Origin of the sequence: Pseudomonas sp. NBRC 111124, assembly GCF_001320245.1 — a bacterium.
GTDB lineage: Bacteria > Pseudomonadota > Gammaproteobacteria > Pseudomonadales > Pseudomonadaceae > Aquipseudomonas.
In genome coordinates, this window is record NZ_BCBA01000013.1 from 150,995 (window position 1) to 166,630 (window position 15,636).

Sequence of the window (15,636 nt, forward strand, 5' to 3'; positions counted from 1 at the left end):
CGTGCTCCTTAAAAACCCAGGCTGGACAGCAGATCGTCGACGTCGTCCTGACCGGACACAACGTCTTCACGCTTATCGGCATGAATCTGCGGACCTTCACCCCGAGTCGGATGTTTTTCTTCATCTTTTTCAGCACGCAGCTGCTGGTGATCGTGTTCGATACCGGCAAAACGGTCGACCTGACTGGCCATCAGCACGAGCTTGAGCAGATTGCTTTCCACTTCGGTCACCAACGCGGTCACCCGCTTGATCACCTGCCCAGTCAGGTCCTGATAGTCCTGAGCCAGCAGAATGTCGTTGAGGTGGCCTGCGACCTTGCGGTTGCCCTCGGCGCTGTGCGTCAGGAAACTGTCGACGCGCTTGACCAGCTCGCGGAATTCTGGCGCTGCGACTTCGCGACGCATGAAGCGCTGCCAGTCGACGCTCAGGCTCTGTGCCTCGGCCGACAGGCCGTTGAGCACCGGGGTGCTCTCCTCCACCAGGTCCATGGTGCGGTTAGCGGCACCCTCGGTGAGCTTGACCACGTAGGACAGGCGCTCGGTGGCGTCGGTGATCTGCGAAACTTCCTCGGCCTGCGGCATGCGCGGGTCGATCTGGAAGCTGACGATCGCGCTGTGCAGCTCGCGGGTGAGCTTGCCAACTTCCTGGTACAGGCCGCGGTCGCGGGTCTGGTTGAGCTGATGAATCAGCTGCACCGCCTCGCTGAAACGCCCCCGTTCCAGGCTCTCGACCAGCTCCTGGGCATGTTTCTTCAGGGTCGATTCGAACTCCCCCAAAGACGTCTGTGTTGATTCCATGGCGCCCCCTGACGTGACTCAGCCGTTGACGCGTTCGAAGATCTTCTCGATCTTTTCTTTGAGCACCTGGGCGGTGAATGGCTTGACCACGTATCCATTGACCCCGGCCTGGGCCGCTTCGATGATCTGGTCACGCTTGGCTTCGGCGGTCACCATCAGCACCGGCATGGTTTTCAGGCGATCGTGGGCACGCACCTTGCGCAGCAGGTCAATACCGGACATGCCAGGCATGTTCCAGTCGGTCACCAGGAAGTCGTAATGGCCGCTTTCGAGCATCGGCAGCGCGGTGGTGCCGTCATCGGCTTCATCGGTGTTGGTGAAGCCCAGGTCACGCAACAGGTTCTTGATGATCCGCCGCATCGTCGAAAAGTCGTCAACGATGAGGATTTTCATGTCTTTGTTCAAGTAGACCTCCAAGCAGTCTCAAACGCGCTCGGCCCCGAGCGCGCGCATTCATTCAATTCGGTGCAACGTGGAAAACATACGTAGAAAACGACTGCAACGACCCCAGGCTCAACGCGCCCGCCATTCCCCCAGGCGGCTGCGCAAGCGCGCGGCACACTGGCTGTGCAACTGGCTGACCCGCGATTCGCTGACCCCAAGGACCTCACCGATTTCCTTGAGGTTCAGCTCTTCGTCGTAGTACAGCGCCAGCACCAGCCGCTCACGCTCCGGCAGGTTAGCGATCGCCTCGGCCAGGGCAGCCTGGAATCGCTCGTCTTCCAGATCCCGTGACGGCTCGACCTGGCCACTGGCGCCATCCTCGTGCAGCCCTTCGTGTTCGCCGTCCTGCAACAGGTCGTCGAAACTGAACAGGCGGCTGCCCAGGGTATCGTTCAAAATCCCGTAGTAATCATCGAGACTCAACTGGAGTTCGGCAGCAACTTCATGATCTTTAGCGTCGCGGCCGGTTCTTGCTTCAACGGCGCGCATTGCGTCGCTGACCATGCGCGTATTGCGGTGCACCGAACGCGGTGCCCAATCGCCCTTGCGGACCTCGTCGAGCATCGCCCCGCGGATGCGGATGCCGGCGTAGGTTTCAAAGCTGGCGCCCTTGCTGGCGTCATACTTGTTGGCGACTTCCAGCAGGCCGATCATGCCGGCCTGGATCAGGTCTTCGACCTGGACGCTGGCCGGCAAGCGTGCCAACAGGTGGTAGGCAATGCGCTTGACCAGCGGCGCGTAGCGTTCCACCAGCTCGAACTGGGCGTCTTTCGATGCCTTGCTGTACATCTTGAAGCCGCTCGCACTCATAGCACAGGCCCTGCGCTGGTGGGTTGCACCAAGCGCTCGACAAAAAACTCAAGGTGCCCACGCGGGTTGGCTGGCAGCGGCCAGCTGTCGACCTTCTGCGCGATGGCCTTGAAAGCCAGCGCACACTTGGATCGAGGGAAGGCCTCGTACACCGCGCGCTGCTTCTGCACCGCCTTGCGCACGCTCTCGTCGTACGGCACGGCGCCGACGTATTGCAGGGCGACGTCGAGGAAGCGGTCGGTGACCTTGGTCAACTTGGCGAACAGGTTGCGCCCTTCCTGCGGGCTCTGCGCCATGTTGGCCAATACGCGGAAACGATTCATGCCGTAGTCGCGGTTGAGCAGCTTGATCAGGGCGTAGGCGTCGGTGATCGAGGTCGGCTCGTCGCACACCACCAGCAGCACTTCCTGGGCCGCGCGAACGAAGCTGACTACCGAGTCACCAATACCCGCAGCGGTGTCGATCACCAGCACATCGAGGTTGTCGCCGATTTCGCTAAAGGCCTGGATCAGCCCGGCATGCTGGGCCGGGGCCAAGTGCACCATGCTCTGGGTGCCGGAGGCGGCCGGCACGATGCGCACACCGCCAGGCCCCTGCAACAGCACATCGCGCAGCTCGCAGCGGCCCTCGATGACATCGGCCAGGGTGCGTTTCGGGGTGAGGCCCAGCAACACGTCGACATTGGCCAGGCCAAGATCGGCGTCCAGCAGCATCACCCGGCGGCCGAGTTCGGCCAGCGCCAGGGACAGGTTCACTGAAACGTTAGTCTTGCCGACGCCACCTTTGCCACCGGTGACGGCGATCACCTGTACGGGATGCATGCTACCCATGTTCGTTGTTTACCTTGTCTCGCTTGGACCCAAGCCACACGTGGAGCGACACTGCCAGCCCCGGAATGTAGGTACTTTGCATACGCTTCATCCTCAACCCGCGCGACGCGGGTTGTGGTAGAGATCAGCGAACATGTCGGCCATCGCCTCTTCGCTGGGCTCGTCCTGCAACTGCACGTTCACCGCGCGGGTCACCAGCTGGTGCGGGCGTGGCAGGTGCAGGTCGTCAGGAATGCGCGGGCCATCGGTAAGGTAGGCCACGGGCAGTTCATGACTGATGGCCAGGCTCAGCACGTCGCCGAGGCTCGCCGTCTCATCGAGTTTGGTCAGGATGCAGCCGGCCAGGCCGCAGCGCTTGTAGCTGTGGTAGGCGGCGGTCAGCACCTGCTTCTGGCTGGTCGTGGCCAGCACCAGGTAGTTCTTCGCGGCAATGCCACGCCCGGCCAGGGTTTCCAGTTGCATACGCAGGGCCGGGTCGCTGGCCTGCAGGCCGGCGGTATCGATCAGTACCACGCGCTTGCGCAACAACGGCTCCAGCGCTGCTGCCAGCGACTGGCCCGGGTCGACGTACGTCACCGGCACGTTGAGGATACGGCCCAAGGTCTTGAGTTGCTCCTGGGCACCGATGCGGAAGCTGTCCATGCTCACCAGGGCGAGGTTCTGCGGGCCGTACTTGAGTACATAACGCGCCGCCAGCTTGGCCAGGGTGGTGGTCTTGCCCATGCCGGCCGGGCCGACCATGGCGATCACGCCACCCTCTTCGATCGGTTCGACCTGTGGCACTTCGATCATCCGCGCCAGGTGTGCCAACAGCATGCGCCATGCCTGGCGCGGCTCTTCGATCTCGTTGGTGAGGTCGAGCAGCTCGCGGGCGATGGGGCCGGACAGGCCGATGCGCTGCAGGCGACGCCAGAGGTTGGCCTGAGCCGGTTTGCTGCCCTGCAGCTGGTTCCAGGCCAGCGAGCCAAGCTGCACTTCGAGCAGTTCGCGCAGGCCCGACAGCTCCGAGCGCATGGCGTCGAACAGACGCGGGTCGACCGGCGCCTGAGCTGGCGCTGCAGGTGCTGCCGGCGCCTCCACGTGCGGCTCGATCAAAGGTTCGGCCGCAGTCAGTGACTGGCCGGCAAACAATTGGCGATTGCCTTCGCTGGCCTCGGCGCGGTTGTCCAGCTCGGCCTGGGCAGTGGCGATGCGCGAGTGGGTCTTGCGCAGCTCTTCTTCCAGTTCGACGTTGGGCACGCGTGGGGCCAGCGCGGACAGTTTGTAGTCCAGCGCGGCGGTCAGCTCGACACCACCGGCGATGCGGCGGTTGCCGATGATGGCGGCGTCGGAGCCTAGCTCATCACGAACCAGCTTCATGGCCTGTCGCATATCGGCGGCGAAAAAACGCTTGACTTGCATAACCCACTACCTCAGCCGTTGGGGCCCACTGTGGCAACGATGGTGACTTGCTTGTTATCCGGTATTTCCTGATACGCCAGAACATGCAAATTCGGTACAGCCAGACGGCCGAAGCGCGACAACATGGCGCGGATCGGGCCAGCGACCAGGAGAATGGCCGGTTGGCCTTGCATTTCCTGGCGCTGGCAGGCGTCGATCAGCGAACGCTGCAGCTTTTCGGCCATGCTCGGCTCAAGAAGAACACCATCTTCCTGACCTTGCCCGGCCCTTTGCAAACTATTGAGCAAGATCTGTTCCAACCTTGGCTCAAGGGTGATCACAGGCAGCTCGGACTCAACACCGACAATGCTTTGGACGATGGCACGACACAATCCGACGCGCACTGCCGCCACCAGCGCGGCGGTATCTTGACTCTTGCTGGCATTGTTGGCGATAGCCTCGGCAATACTGCGGATGTCACGCACCGGTACTTGCTCGGACAACAATGCTTGCAGGACCTTGAGCAGCCCCGACAAGGAAATGACACCGGGCACCAACTCTTCTGCAAGTTTAGGCGATGCCTTGGACAATACCTGCAACAGTTGCTGGACCTCTTCATGGCCGATCAGTTCGTGGCAGTGCTTCTGCAGGATCTGGTTGAGGTGCGTGGCGACCACGGTGCTGGCATCGACCACGGTGTACCCCAGTGACTGCGCCTGGGCGCGCTGGCCGATGTCGATCCACACCGCCTCCAGGCCGAATGCCGGATCGCGCGCGGCGATGCCGTTGAGGGTGCCAAACACCTGGCCAGGGTTGATCGCAAGTTCGCGGTCCGGGTAGATCTCGGCTTCGGCAAGGATCACGCCCATGAGCGTCAGGCGATAGGCACTGGGCTGCAGGTCGAGGTTGTCACGGATGTGCACGGTCGGCATCAGGAAGCCCAAGTCCTGGGAGAGCTTCTTGCGCACCCCCTTGATCCGCGCAAGCAGCTGGCCACCCTGGTTGCGGTCGACCAGCGGAATCAGGCGGTAGCCGACTTCCAGGCCGATCATGTCGATAGGCGTCACATCGTCCCAGCCCAGTTCCTTGGTATCCAGTGCACGCTGAGGAGACGGCAGCAGGTCCTGCTGGCGTTGCGCCTCTTTCTGCGCTTCGATCTTGGCCTTCTGCTGTTTTTTCCACACCAGGTATGCACCGCCGCCGGCGAGCATGCCCAGGCCGAGGAAGGCGACGTGCGGCATGCCCGGTACCAGGCCCATGATGATCATCAACGCCGCAGACACACCCAGCGCCTTGGGCGAGTCGAACATCTGGCGGTTGATCAGCTTGCCCATGTCCTCGGAGCCCGAGGCACGGGTGACCATGATCGCGGCGGCGGTGGACAGCAACAGTGATGGCAATTGCGCCACCAAACCGTCACCGATGGTCAGCAAGGCGTAGACCTTGCCCGCATCGCTGAACGACATGTTGTGTTGCAGCATGCCGATCAACATGCCGCCGATCAGGTTGATGAACAAGATCAGCAGGCCGGCGATGGCGTCACCGCGGACGAACTTGCTGGCACCGTCCATCGACCCGTAGAACTCCGCCTCCTGGGCCACCTCGGCGCGGCGCGACTTGGCCTGGGCCTGGTCGATCAGGCCGGCGTTGAGGTCGGCGTCGATGGCCATCTGCTTACCGGGCATGGCGTCCAGGGTAAAGCGCGCGCTCACCTCGGAAATACGCCCGGCACCCTTGGTCACCACCACGAAGTTGATGATCATGAGGATGGCGAACACCACCGCACCGACCACATAGTTACCGCCGATCACCACTTCACCGAAGGCCTGGATCACTTTACCGGCAGCGCCATGGCCTTCCTGGCCATGGAGCATGACCACGCGGGTGGACGCCACGTTCAGCGCCAGGCGCAGCAAGGTCGCCACCAGCAGGATGGTCGGGAACGCGGCGAAATCCAGTGGGCGCAGGGCGTACACGCAGACCAGCAGGACCACGATCGACAAGGCGATGTTGAAGGTGAAGAACACGTCGAGCAGGAACGGCGGTATCGGCAACATCATCATTGCCAACATCACCAGCAGCAGCAACGGCACGCCCAGGTTGCCCCGGCCGAGCCCGGCCAGGTTGTTGCGGGCGTTGCTGATTAACTGAGTGCGATCCACCGCGAGTCCTCTTGATGCAAAACTTTGACGCCCAAGGGGCGCTTGGGCGTGGCTTTGCAAGAAGCCTTCCAACTTTGTTCGGCTGTGGATTTATGTTGTCTGTGCCGGCCTCTTCGCGGGTGAAGCCGCCAAGCCGCCAGCACCGGCTGGAATCAGTTGTCGCGCCGAAGATCCGGCGGAATCGGCAGGTCTTCTTTAAGCGGCTCAGGCCGCTTGCCCTTGCCGGAACGGTACTGACGGATCTGGAACACATAGGCCAGCACCTGGGCCACCGCCAGGTACAGCCCTGCCGGGATTTCCCCTTCGACCTCGGTGGAGTAGTAAATCGCCCGCGCCAGGGCCGGCGATTCCAGAATCTGGATCTTGTGCTCGACCCCGATTTCGCGAATCTTCAAGGCGATGAAGTCAGTCCCCTTGGCCACCAGCAGCGGCGCCACCCCGCCCTTCTCCGGGTCGTACTGCAAGGCCACGGCATAGTGCGTCGGGTTGGTGATGATCACATCCGCCTCGGGCACTGCAGCCATCATCCGCCGCTGCGACACCTCACGCTGCAGCTGGCGGATGCGCTGCTTGACCTCAGGCTTGCCTTCGCTGTCCTTGTATTCGTCCTTGATCTCCTGCTTGGTCATCTTCAGCTTCTTGTGGGTCTGCCACAGCTGGAACGGCACGTCGGCGGCGGCAATCAGCAGCAAGCCGGCCGCCATCCACAAAGCACTCCAGCCAACCACCTGAACACTGTGGATGATCGCCTGTTCCAGAGGCTCGTTGGCAATCGCCAATAGCGCCTGGCGGTCATTGCCCAACACCACCAGCGCCACGACCAGGATCACCATGAACTTGGCCATCGCCTTGATCAACTCGGTGAGTGAGTTCAGCGAAAACATCCGCTTGATACCCGATAACGGGTTCATGCGGCTGAATTTAGGCTGCAACAGGCTGCCCGAGAAAATGAACCCACCGAGGGCAATGGGGGAAACGAAGGCGATCACGAACAGCAGCATGAGAATCGGCTGCACCGCCCAGATCGCCATCTTGCCCGACGCCAGCAAAAACATGCTCATCGAACGCTCGTCGGTCAGCACCTCACGCGTCAGGGAAAAGTTCATCCGCATCAGCGTCATCAGCGTTTCCGCCAGGTTGCCGCCGAACGCCAGCAGCGCCCCGGCACCTGCCAGGGTCGAAGCAACGGTGTTGAGCTCTTTGGAGCGGGCGATCTCACCTTTTTCGCGCGCGTCGCGCTTGCGCTTGTCGGTGGGGTCTTCCGTCTTGTCCTGACCGCTCTCGCTTTCGGCCATGTTCAGCGCGCCCTTGCCAGTTCACGCAACCACTGCAGCGCTTCACTGGCCAATGCCTGGTAGTGGGAAAGGATATCGGCCAGACCCACCCAGAAGATGCCGATACCCAGCACCAGTGTCAGCGGAAAACCAATGGAGAAGATGTTCAACTGCGGCGCGGCGCGGGTCATCACGCCGAAGGCAATGTTCACCACCAGCAGTGCGGTGATCGCTGGCAGGATCAGCAGCAGGCCGGCACCGAACACCCAGCTCAGGCGCCCAACCATCTCCCAGAACTGGTTGACCATCAGCGCATGGCCCACCGGCAAGGTGGTGAAGCTTTCGGTCAATACCTCAAACACCACCAGATGGCCATTCATCAGCAGGAACAGCACACTCACCAACATGGTCATGAACTGGCTGATCACCGCCACGTTGACCCCGTTGGCCGGGTCGACCATCGATGCGAAGGCCATGCCCATCTGCACGGCGACGATCTGCCCGGCGATGACGAAGGCCTGGAACAGCAACTGCAGCGAGAAACCGAACAACGCACCCACGATGACCTGCTCGCCACACAGCAGCAGGCCGTTCAGGCTCAGCGGGTCGAACGCTGGCAATGGCGGCAGCCCCGGCGTGATTACCACGGTGATGGCCACCGCCACGTACAGGCGGATGCGCGCCGGCAGCATGCGCGTGCCGAAGATCGGCATGGTCATCAGCACTGCGGTCACCCGGAACAGCGGCAGGATGAAGGTGGCGACCCAGGTGCCGATCTGCGCGTCGGTCAGCTCCAGCATGGCAGGCTCAACCGATCAGCTGCGGAATGCTGGTGTACAGGCCGGTGATGTACTCCATGAACTTCTGCACCAGCCAAGGCCCGGCGACGATCAGCGTGACCAGCATCACCAGCAAACGCGGCAGGAAGCTCAGGGTCTGCTCGTTGATCTGCGTGGCGGCCTGGAACATCGCCACGATCAGGCCAACCACCAGGCTTGGCACCACCAGGATGGCAACCATCAGCGCGGTCAGCCACAGCGCATCACGGAACAGGTCGACAGCAACTTCAGGTGTCATGCAGGGCTCTCCTTGGCGGCGTCAGACGCCGCCGAAACTGCCGGCCAGGGTGCCCATGATCAGCGCCCAGCCATCGACCAGGACGAACAGCATGATCTTGAACGGCAGCGAGATGATCAGCGGCGACAACATCATCATACCCATGGCCATCAGCACACTGGCCACCACCATGTCGATGATCAGAAACGGAATGAAGATCATGAAACCGATCTGGAACGCGGTCTTCAGCTCCGAGGTGACGAACGACGGCACCAGGATCGTCAGCGGTACCTGATCGGGGCTGGCGATGTCGGTGCGTTTGGACAGGCGCATGAACAGGTCGAGGTCGCTCTGACGGGTCTGCGCCAGCATGAAGTCCTTGAGCGGCCCCTGGGCCTTTTCGATCGCCTGCTGGGCCGTCATCTTCTCGCTCAGGTACGGTTGCAGGGCGTCCTGGTTCACCCGGTCGAACACCGGCGCCATGATGAACATCGTCAGGAACAGCGCCATGCCGGTCAGCACCTGGTTCGATGGCGTCTGCTGCAGGCCCAGGGCCTGGCGCAGGATCGAGAACACGATGATGATGCGGGTGAAGCTGGTCATCAGGATGACGAACGCCGGGATGAAGCTCAGCGCCGTCATGATCAGCAGGATTTGCAGACTGACCGAATACTCTTGCTGCCCGTCCGCGGTATTGGACAGGGTAATGGCCGGGATCGACAGCGGGTCGGCGGCCACGGCCAGCGGCGCGGCGAGCAGCAGCGCGATTGGCAACAAAGTGCTCAACAAAATGCGCAGCGCGCCATTCATCACTTCTTGTCCTTCTGATCCTTGCCCATCAGCTCCATCAGCCGCTGGGCAAATTCCGGTGTCGCCTGGCGGGCGCTTGCGGGCACTTCGACCGGTTCGGCCATGACATGCAGGGTTTCGATGCTGCCTGGGCTGTGGCCGATGAGGATCTGCTCCTTGCCGACCTGCACCAGCAGCAGCCGGTCACGCGGGCCGATGGCGCGGCTGCCGACGATCTCGATCACCTGCCCGCCCTTGGGCGTGGCGCCCTGCATGCGTCGCAGTGCCCAGGCCAGGAAGAAGATCAGGCCCACCACCAGCAACAGGCCGAACACCATCTGCGCCAGCTGCCCGCCAAGGCTGCCGGGCGCGGCGGCTGGCGCGGCAACCGGGCTGGCAGCAGGCGTGGCCGCGCTGCTGGCCAGTTCGCTGGCCAGCAGCGCGGCCAGGGCCGTCACGGCCCGCATCGTGCCCTTCACTCAGCGCAGCTTCTTGATGCGTTCGCTAGGGCTGATCACGTCGGTCAGGCGGATGCCGAACTTTTCGTTGACCACAACCACTTCGCCATGGGCGATCAGCGTGCCGTTGACCAGCACGTCGAGCGGCTCACCGGCCAGGCGGTCGAGTTCGATCACCGAGCCCTGGTTGAGCTGCAGCAGGTTGCGGATGTTGATTTCGGTGCTGCCCACTTCCATGGAAATGTTCACCGGAATGTCCAGGATCACATCCAGGTTCGGCCCTTCGAGGCTGACGTTCTCGTTCGGCCGCGGGGAGCTGGCAAACTCTTCCATCGGCAGGCGGCCGGCACCGGTTTTGCCGCTGTCACCGGCAAGCAGCGCGTCGATGTCGGACTGGCCGGCATCACCGGTTTCTTCCAGGGCCGCAGCCCACTCGTCGGCCAGGGCCTGGTCTTCTGCGGAAGTGATCTCGTTTTCGTTAGCCATGATGTCCTCGACAGGCATTCAATTCGTTAAGAGCGACCGGCGCGCCGTCAGCGGCGTTCGATCGGGTCAATGATCTGCAGGGCCAGGTTGCCCTTGTGCGAGCCCAGGCGCGCCTTGAACGACGGCACGCCATTGGCGCGCAGCACCAGGTGCTCGGGCAGCTCCACCGGGATCACGTCGCCGGCCTGCATGTGCAGGATGTCACGCAGCTTCAGCTGGCGGCGGGCAACCGTGGCGGTGAGCGGCACGGAGACGTCCAGCACGTCCTCGCGCAGGGCCTTGATCCAACGCTCGTCCTGGTCGTCGAGGTCGGACTGGAAGCCGGCATCGAGCATTTCCCGCACCGGCTCGATCATTGAATACGGCATGGTCACATGCAGGTCACCACCACCACCGTCCAGTTCGATGTGGAAGGTCGATACCACCACCGCTTCGCTCGGCCCGACGATGTTGGCCATGGCCGGGTTGACCTCGGAGTTCATGTACTCGAAGTTGACCGGCATGATCGCCTGCCAGGCTTCCTTGAGGTCGACGAAGCACTGGTCCAGCACCATGCGCACCACGCGCAGCTCGGTGGGGGTGAATTCGCGGCCTTCGATCTTGGCATGACGGCCGTCACCACCAAAGAAGTTGTCTACCAGCTTGAACACCAGCTTGGCATCGAGAATGAACAGCGCGGTGCCGCGTAACGGTTTGATCTTGACCAGATTGAGACTGGTCGGCACGTACAGCGAATGCACGTACTCGCCAAACTTCATCACCTGCACGCCGCCCACCGCCACGTCGGCCGAACGCCGCAAGAGGTTGAACATGCTGATGCGGGTGTAGCGGGCGAACCGCTCGTTGATCATTTCCAGGGTCGGCATGCGACCCCGCACGATCCGATCCTGGCTGGTCAGGTCATAGCTTTTGATGCTGCCAGGCTCGGCAACGCTCTCGGTCTGTACCAGCCCATCGTCGACGCCATGCAACAGGGCATCGATCTCATCCTGGGACAGCAGGTCCTGTACGGCCATTGCGGACTCCTACTGCAATACGAAATTGGTGAACAGCAGCTGGTCGACCACCGGCTTGCCGACTTCCTTCTGCGCCACTTCCTGAACCACCGCGGTGGCTTTCTGACGCAGCATCTCCTGGCCCACCGAACTGGCCGCCAAGGTGTCGAAACCCTGCCCGGAGAACATCATCACCAGGTTGTTGCGGATCACCGGCATGTGTACCGTGAGGGCATCCAGGTCGGCCTGGTTACGGCCTTGCATCGTGATGCTCAACTGCATGTAGCGCTGGCGGCCGTTCTGGTTGAAGTTGACCACGAAGGCAGGGGCCAGCGGCACATAGATCGCGGGGGCCTTCACATTGCTAGCGGCCGCCTCGGGGGCAGGTGCCGATTCATTCTTGTGCATGATGAACCAAGTGGCACCGACCGACAGGCCGACCGCCAGCAACAGGGCCAGCACCAGCAGCAGGATCAGCTTGAGTTTGCCTTTTGCGGCGGGGTCTTTCACTGCGTCGCTCTTCGCCATGCCAATAATCCGTCGTCCATCGGGGTTTCAAAGGAGGATGACGTGGCTTGAGCAAGTGTTATGCCAGATTTGTCAGGATGTGTTTTTCATGTGCCGACCCTTTCGCGGGTAAACCCGCGAAAGGGCCGGCACAGCCAACGAAAAAATCAGGCGTAGTAATCGACGGCACTGTCACCAATGACCACCTGCTGTTCACCCGGTCGGGACGCTTCGCCCAGCCCGCCCTGCTCACCTTCACCACCCTGCGCCCGGCGCGCGGCCACACCGGACAGCTGCGAGCCATCCTGCTGCGCCTGCTGCTGTTGCTGGCGCGACTGGTCGGCGACATTGACGTCCGGCTGCGCCAAACCTTGCTGGGCAAACAGCTCGCGCAGGCGATACACCTGGCTGTCCAGCGCATCACGCACGCCGGCATGGCCACTGACGAAGGTGATCTGAGTGGGCTGGTCAGTCGCGACATTGACGCGGATATCGAGGCGCCCGAGTTCGGCCGGCTCCAGCTGGATATCCGCTGACTTGAGGTTCTGGCTGGACAGGTACATGACCCGGTTGACCAGGCCTTCGGCCCATGCGCCCTGGTTCATCTGCAAGGGCTGGTGCAACGGGTTGGCGTTGACCGGCAGCGCATTGGCGGTCTTGGCGGTTACCGCCTGGGTCAGGTTGGCCAGGCGGTTGGCGAAGTCGTCGACGCGGGTATCGCTGTTGGCGTTCTTGGTGTCCTTGAGCCCATCTTCGAGCAAGGCACCGAAAGCCTTGTCACCGGTCTCTGACTTGCCCGCTTCGCCCTCGACCTTGTCGAGCAGGGTCGCCAACGGATTGACGGCCACCTGACCGTCATCGGACTGCGCCTTGGAAGGGTCGGCAGCATGCGCCGAAGTCGTGCCTTTGGCCTGGGCGTTCTGCTCCAGGGCCAGACGCAAGGTCGGCAGGTTGGCCAAAGGATCGGCATCCGGATCGAAGGCCTCGGCCTCCTCAGGCAATGGCTCGGCAACCTCTGCCACGGGCGGCTGCGCAATGGCGGCCTGCAACACGGGCGCCACCGCTTCGGCCTGGGCCTGCAGAAGCTGCGCGCCAGGCTGCGCATCGGTCACCTGGCCCGCCACCAGATTGGCATCGAGCGAGCCCGAATCGCTGGCGGTGACAGGGGCGGTCGCGGGGGCGGCGGCAAAATCGTCTGCTGGCAATTTGTTGCCGTCATCGGCAACCGCCGGTTTATCGGCGGCCTGCTGCTTGCCGCCCTGGGCAACGTCAGGCTTGTCCTTGGGGCTGGGCTGAGCAACCTTGTCATTGCGAGCTGGCACCTTGTCACGCCCCTGCCCGGCCATGACCTGATCAAAGCCACCGCCCTGCCCGCCCGCCGCCTGCAGCGGCTTGTCCACCCGCGAGGAGCCAGCGCTCGACGGCTTGCTCAGGGTGTTGGCTTGCAATAAAGGGTTGGGTGCAACAGGCATTGAGCGATCTCCGCGCCAGAAACTGGAATATCATCTGGCCATGGAGAGGCAAAAGTCGCGCCAACTTGACATCAGTTCGCCGAAACGCGGTCACGCTCACCGTCATAGAAGCACTTTACTTCCACGTACTCCTGGTCGATTCGGTTGATCAAGTCTTCGATACCATACAGCGGCCGCTCTTTTACGCGCTCTTCAAGCTGCTGGCACAACTGCGCCAGCCCAACAGCGCCCATGTTGCTGCTGCTGCCCTTGAAACTGTGCGCGGCCATGCCGAGCTCATCGGCGCTCTTGGCCTCATGCAATTGGCTCAAACGCCGTTCCGAGTCTTCCAGAAAGGTTTCCAGCAGCAGCAGGTAGCCATCTTCCATGACCTCCTGCAGGTCGCTGAGCACTTTGTGGTCAATATGCATGTCAGTCACTTGTTCACTCCTTGATCAAGCCGAATTATGCCTGAGCCGCCCCGCGGCCCTCCAGACGCATCACCAATCGAACTGAACGCGGGCACAGCGGCCCCCTTCGCTCCACCCGGCACGGCTGCCAAGCCGTTGCACCAGGTTCAGCCCGCGCCCGCTCAGATCCTGCTCCAGGGGCGGGCGCGACAGCACGCTGCGCACATCGAACCCCGCGCCGCTGTCGCGAACCTCGATAGTCAGACGCCCACCCAGCCCTGACGGTTCCACTTTCAGGTCGATGCGCACGAAACCTTCGACCAAAGCCTCCAGGCGCCGTGCCCGCTCCTGATAGTAGTTGGCAAAACCCTGCACATCACGCTTGAGCTTTGAATCCAGGCCCAGCACGCCGTGCTCCAGGGCATTGGAATACAGCTCGCTAAGCACACTGTGCAAAGCACCGGTACGCGGCCGCAGGCCATGGATTTCCTGTAACAACTGCACCAGGTAAGGGACCGGATTGAAGCGTTTGAGGCTTTCGCCACGCAATTCGAACCCCAGCGACCAGTCCAGCGGGCTGGAGCGCCCGCTGTCGGAATACAGGGTAGGCGCTGGCACCCGGTCCTCGGCGCTGAACATGCGGATGTCGCACAGGCTGATGTCATCCCGGGGGCGTCCGCCGAAACGCTCCAGGGCCTGCATCACCTCGTCGAACAGCTGCGCCGGCTCGCGATTGGCGGCCAGCACCTGGCGCAAACGCCTGACACCGAACAGGCGCTCCTGCTCGTCCGCGGTATCGACCACGCCGTCGGACAGCAGCAACAGCCGCTCCCCTGCAGCCAGCGGCAGTACTTCGGTACTGTCGTCGAAACGATCGGGGGCCAGAATGCCCAGCGGCAGGTGCCGCGATTCCAGGCAGCCAAGCACTGCGCCGTCGGCCGACAGGCGGTAGCCATCCGGCATGCCGCCATTCCACACCTCCACCGCGCCGCGCTGCACGCTCATGCTGAGCAGCAGCGCGCAGCAGAACATGTCCACTGGCAAGATGCGCTTGAGCTTGGCATTCATCTCGCGCAGCATCTGGGCCAGGCCGTAGCCCTTGGCGGTCATGCCGTAGAACACTTCCGCCAGCGGCATGGCGCCGACGGCGGCGGGCAGGCCGTGGCCGGTGAAGTCGCCGAGCAGCACGTGCATGTCACCGGCCGGGGTGAAGGCAGCCAGCAGCAAGTCGCCATTGAACAGGGCATAGGGCGACTGCAAGTAACGGATGTTCGGCGCCGTGATGCAGCCGGAGTGGGCGACCTTGTCGAACACCGCTTTGGCCACCCGCTGCTCGTTGAGCAGATGGTGATGATGGCGAGTGATCTGGTCACGCTGCTCGAGCACGGTTGCCTGCAAGCGACGCAGGCGGTCCATGGCGCGGATCTTGGCGCCGAGGATTACCGCACTGTAGGGTTTGGCCATGAAGTCGTCACCCCCGGCCTCCAGGCAACGCACCAGGGCATCCTCCTCGTTCAGCGAGGTCAGGAAGATGATCGGCACCAGCGCCTCGCCGGCCAGTGCCTTGATCTGCCGCGCGGCCTCGAAGCCATCCATCACCGGCATCAAGGCGTCGAGCAACACCAGTTGCGGGCGCTTTTCGGCAAACAGTGCGACGGCTTGCTCACCATTCTCCGCAGTGAATACATGGTGACCTTGGCGACGAACGATCTGCGCCAGCAGCAGGCGGTCGACCGCCCCGTCTTCAGCCACCAGCACGGTCAACGCCTGTTCGGCCGGCATCTGGG

At 62.7% G+C, this 15,636-nt stretch carries 17 protein-coding genes; all 17 read right to left on the reverse strand.

Translation table 11 applies throughout. The features are described 5' to 3' along the window. Positions 1-8 precede the first annotated feature (8 nt). Complete coding sequence (locus tag APH28_RS07285; protein WP_060508285.1) at positions 9-797, reverse strand: protein phosphatase CheZ; 789 nt, start codon at positions 795-797, stop codon at positions 9-11. Positions 798-815: 18 nt separating this feature from the next. Continuing rightward, complete coding sequence (locus APH28_RS07290) at positions 816-1,190, reverse strand: chemotaxis response regulator CheY (protein ID WP_103446503.1); 375 nt, start codon at positions 1,188-1,190, stop codon at positions 816-818. 120 nt (positions 1,191-1,310) lie between these two features. Further along, complete coding sequence (gene fliA / locus APH28_RS07295; protein WP_060508286.1) at positions 1,311-2,051, reverse strand: RNA polymerase sigma factor FliA; 741 nt, start codon at positions 2,049-2,051, stop codon at positions 1,311-1,313. Then, the gene (gene fleN, locus APH28_RS07300; RefSeq protein ID WP_054884183.1) at positions 2,048-2,881 is read right to left on the reverse strand and encodes a flagellar synthesis regulator FleN; all 834 of its coding nucleotides are present in this window, start codon (positions 2,879-2,881) and stop codon (positions 2,048-2,050) included. Before fleN ends, fliA begins: the two co-directional genes overlap by 4 nt. Before the next feature lie 93 nt (positions 2,882-2,974). Next, a complete protein-coding gene (flhF, locus tag APH28_RS07305; protein ID WP_060508287.1) occupies positions 2,975-4,282 on the reverse strand; it encodes a flagellar biosynthesis protein FlhF in 1,308 nt (435 codons plus the stop codon). Between the two features lie 11 nt (positions 4,283-4,293). Beyond that, positions 4,294-6,423: a flagellar biosynthesis protein FlhA gene (gene flhA, locus APH28_RS07310; RefSeq protein WP_060508288.1), complete on the reverse strand. Its 2,130-nt coding sequence runs from the start codon at positions 6,421-6,423 to the stop codon at positions 4,294-4,296. 152 nt (positions 6,424-6,575) lie between these two features. Then, positions 6,576-7,718, reverse strand: a complete 1,143-nt coding sequence (gene flhB, locus APH28_RS07315) for a flagellar biosynthesis protein FlhB (RefSeq protein ID WP_060508289.1) — start codon at positions 7,716-7,718, stop codon at positions 6,576-6,578. 2 nt (positions 7,719-7,720) lie between these two features. After that, entirely contained in the window at positions 7,721-8,497 is a 777-nt protein-coding gene (gene fliR, locus APH28_RS07320) for a flagellar biosynthetic protein FliR (RefSeq protein ID WP_060508290.1), read from the reverse strand. 7 nt (positions 8,498-8,504) lie between these two features. Beyond that, positions 8,505-8,774 carry a flagellar biosynthesis protein FliQ gene (gene fliQ / locus APH28_RS07325; protein WP_060508291.1) on the reverse strand — a complete coding sequence of 90 codons (270 nt, stop codon included), beginning with the start codon at positions 8,772-8,774 and terminating at the stop codon, positions 8,505-8,507. A gap of 21 nt (positions 8,775-8,795) precedes the next feature. After that, positions 8,796-9,563, reverse strand: a complete 768-nt coding sequence (gene fliP / locus APH28_RS07330; protein ID WP_060508292.1) for a flagellar type III secretion system pore protein FliP — start codon at positions 9,561-9,563, stop codon at positions 8,796-8,798. Further along, positions 9,563-10,009: a flagellar biosynthetic protein FliO gene (gene fliO, locus APH28_RS07335; protein WP_060508370.1), complete on the reverse strand. Its 447-nt coding sequence runs from the start codon at positions 10,007-10,009 to the stop codon at positions 9,563-9,565. Before fliO ends, fliP begins: the two co-directional genes overlap by 1 nt. A 12-nt stretch (positions 10,010-10,021) precedes the next feature. Next, a complete protein-coding gene (fliN, locus tag APH28_RS07340; RefSeq protein ID WP_060508371.1) occupies positions 10,022-10,486 on the reverse strand; it encodes a flagellar motor switch protein FliN in 465 nt (154 codons plus the stop codon). 47 nt (positions 10,487-10,533) lie between these two features. After that, positions 10,534-11,502 (reverse strand): flagellar motor switch protein FliM, encoded by a 969-nt coding sequence (fliM, locus tag APH28_RS07345; protein WP_060508293.1) that lies wholly within the window; start codon positions 11,500-11,502, stop codon positions 10,534-10,536. Positions 11,503-11,511: 9 nt separating this feature from the next. Beyond that, positions 11,512-12,009 carry a flagellar basal body-associated protein FliL gene (gene fliL / locus APH28_RS07350; protein WP_060508294.1) on the reverse strand — a complete coding sequence of 166 codons (498 nt, stop codon included), beginning with the start codon at positions 12,007-12,009 and terminating at the stop codon, positions 11,512-11,514. A gap of 146 nt (positions 12,010-12,155) precedes the next feature. Beyond that, positions 12,156-13,460 carry a flagellar hook-length control protein FliK gene (locus tag APH28_RS07355; RefSeq protein ID WP_060508295.1) on the reverse strand — a complete coding sequence of 435 codons (1,305 nt, stop codon included), beginning with the start codon at positions 13,458-13,460 and terminating at the stop codon, positions 12,156-12,158. Positions 13,461-13,531: 71 nt separating this feature from the next. Further along, entirely contained in the window at positions 13,532-13,879 is a 348-nt protein-coding gene (locus APH28_RS07360; protein WP_060508296.1) for an Hpt domain-containing protein, read from the reverse strand. A 60-nt stretch (positions 13,880-13,939) separates the two neighbouring features. Beyond that, positions 13,940-15,631, reverse strand: a complete 1,692-nt coding sequence (locus APH28_RS07365; protein WP_060508297.1) for a fused response regulator/phosphatase — start codon at positions 15,629-15,631, stop codon at positions 13,940-13,942. Positions 15,632-15,636: the final 5 nt, after the last annotated feature.

Bases quoted from the DNA above. Each gene is read 5' to 3' on its own strand.
- APH28_RS07285 (WP_060508285.1), bottom strand. From the start codon at position 797: ATGGAATCAACACAGACGTCTTTGGGGGAGTTCGAATCGACCCTGAAG.
- APH28_RS07290 (WP_103446503.1), bottom strand. From the start codon at position 1,190: ATGAAAATCCTCATCGTTGACGACTTTTCGACGATGCGGCGGATCATC.
- fliA (WP_060508286.1), bottom strand. From the start codon at position 2,051: ATGAGTGCGAGCGGCTTCAAGATGTACAGCAAGGCATCGAAAGACGCC.
- fleN (WP_054884183.1), bottom strand. From the start codon at position 2,881: ATGGGTAGCATGCATCCCGTACAGGTGATCGCCGTCACCGGTGGCAAA.
- flhF (WP_060508287.1), bottom strand. From the start codon at position 4,282: ATGCAAGTCAAGCGTTTTTTCGCCGCCGATATGCGACAGGCCATGAAG.
- flhB (WP_060508289.1), bottom strand. From the start codon at position 7,718: ATGGCCGAAAGCGAGAGCGGTCAGGACAAGACGGAAGACCCCACCGAC.
- fliR (WP_060508290.1), bottom strand. From the start codon at position 8,497: ATGCTGGAGCTGACCGACGCGCAGATCGGCACCTGGGTCGCCACCTTC.
- fliQ (WP_060508291.1), bottom strand. From the start codon at position 8,774: ATGACACCTGAAGTTGCTGTCGACCTGTTCCGTGATGCGCTGTGGCTG.
- fliP (WP_060508292.1), bottom strand. From the start codon at position 9,563: ATGAATGGCGCGCTGCGCATTTTGTTGAGCACTTTGTTGCCAATCGCG.
- fliO (WP_060508370.1), bottom strand. From the start codon at position 10,009: ATGCGGGCCGTGACGGCCCTGGCCGCGCTGCTGGCCAGCGAACTGGCC.
- fliN (WP_060508371.1), bottom strand. From the start codon at position 10,486: ATGGCTAACGAAAACGAGATCACTTCCGCAGAAGACCAGGCCCTGGCC.
- fliM (WP_060508293.1), bottom strand. From the start codon at position 11,502: ATGGCCGTACAGGACCTGCTGTCCCAGGATGAGATCGATGCCCTGTTG.
- fliL (WP_060508294.1), bottom strand. From the start codon at position 12,009: ATGGCGAAGAGCGACGCAGTGAAAGACCCCGCCGCAAAAGGCAAACTC.
- APH28_RS07355 (WP_060508295.1), bottom strand. From the start codon at position 13,460: ATGCCTGTTGCACCCAACCCTTTATTGCAAGCCAACACCCTGAGCAAG.
- APH28_RS07365 (WP_060508297.1), bottom strand. From the start codon at position 15,631: ATGCCGGCCGAACAGGCGTTGACCGTGCTGGTGGCTGAAGACGGGGCG.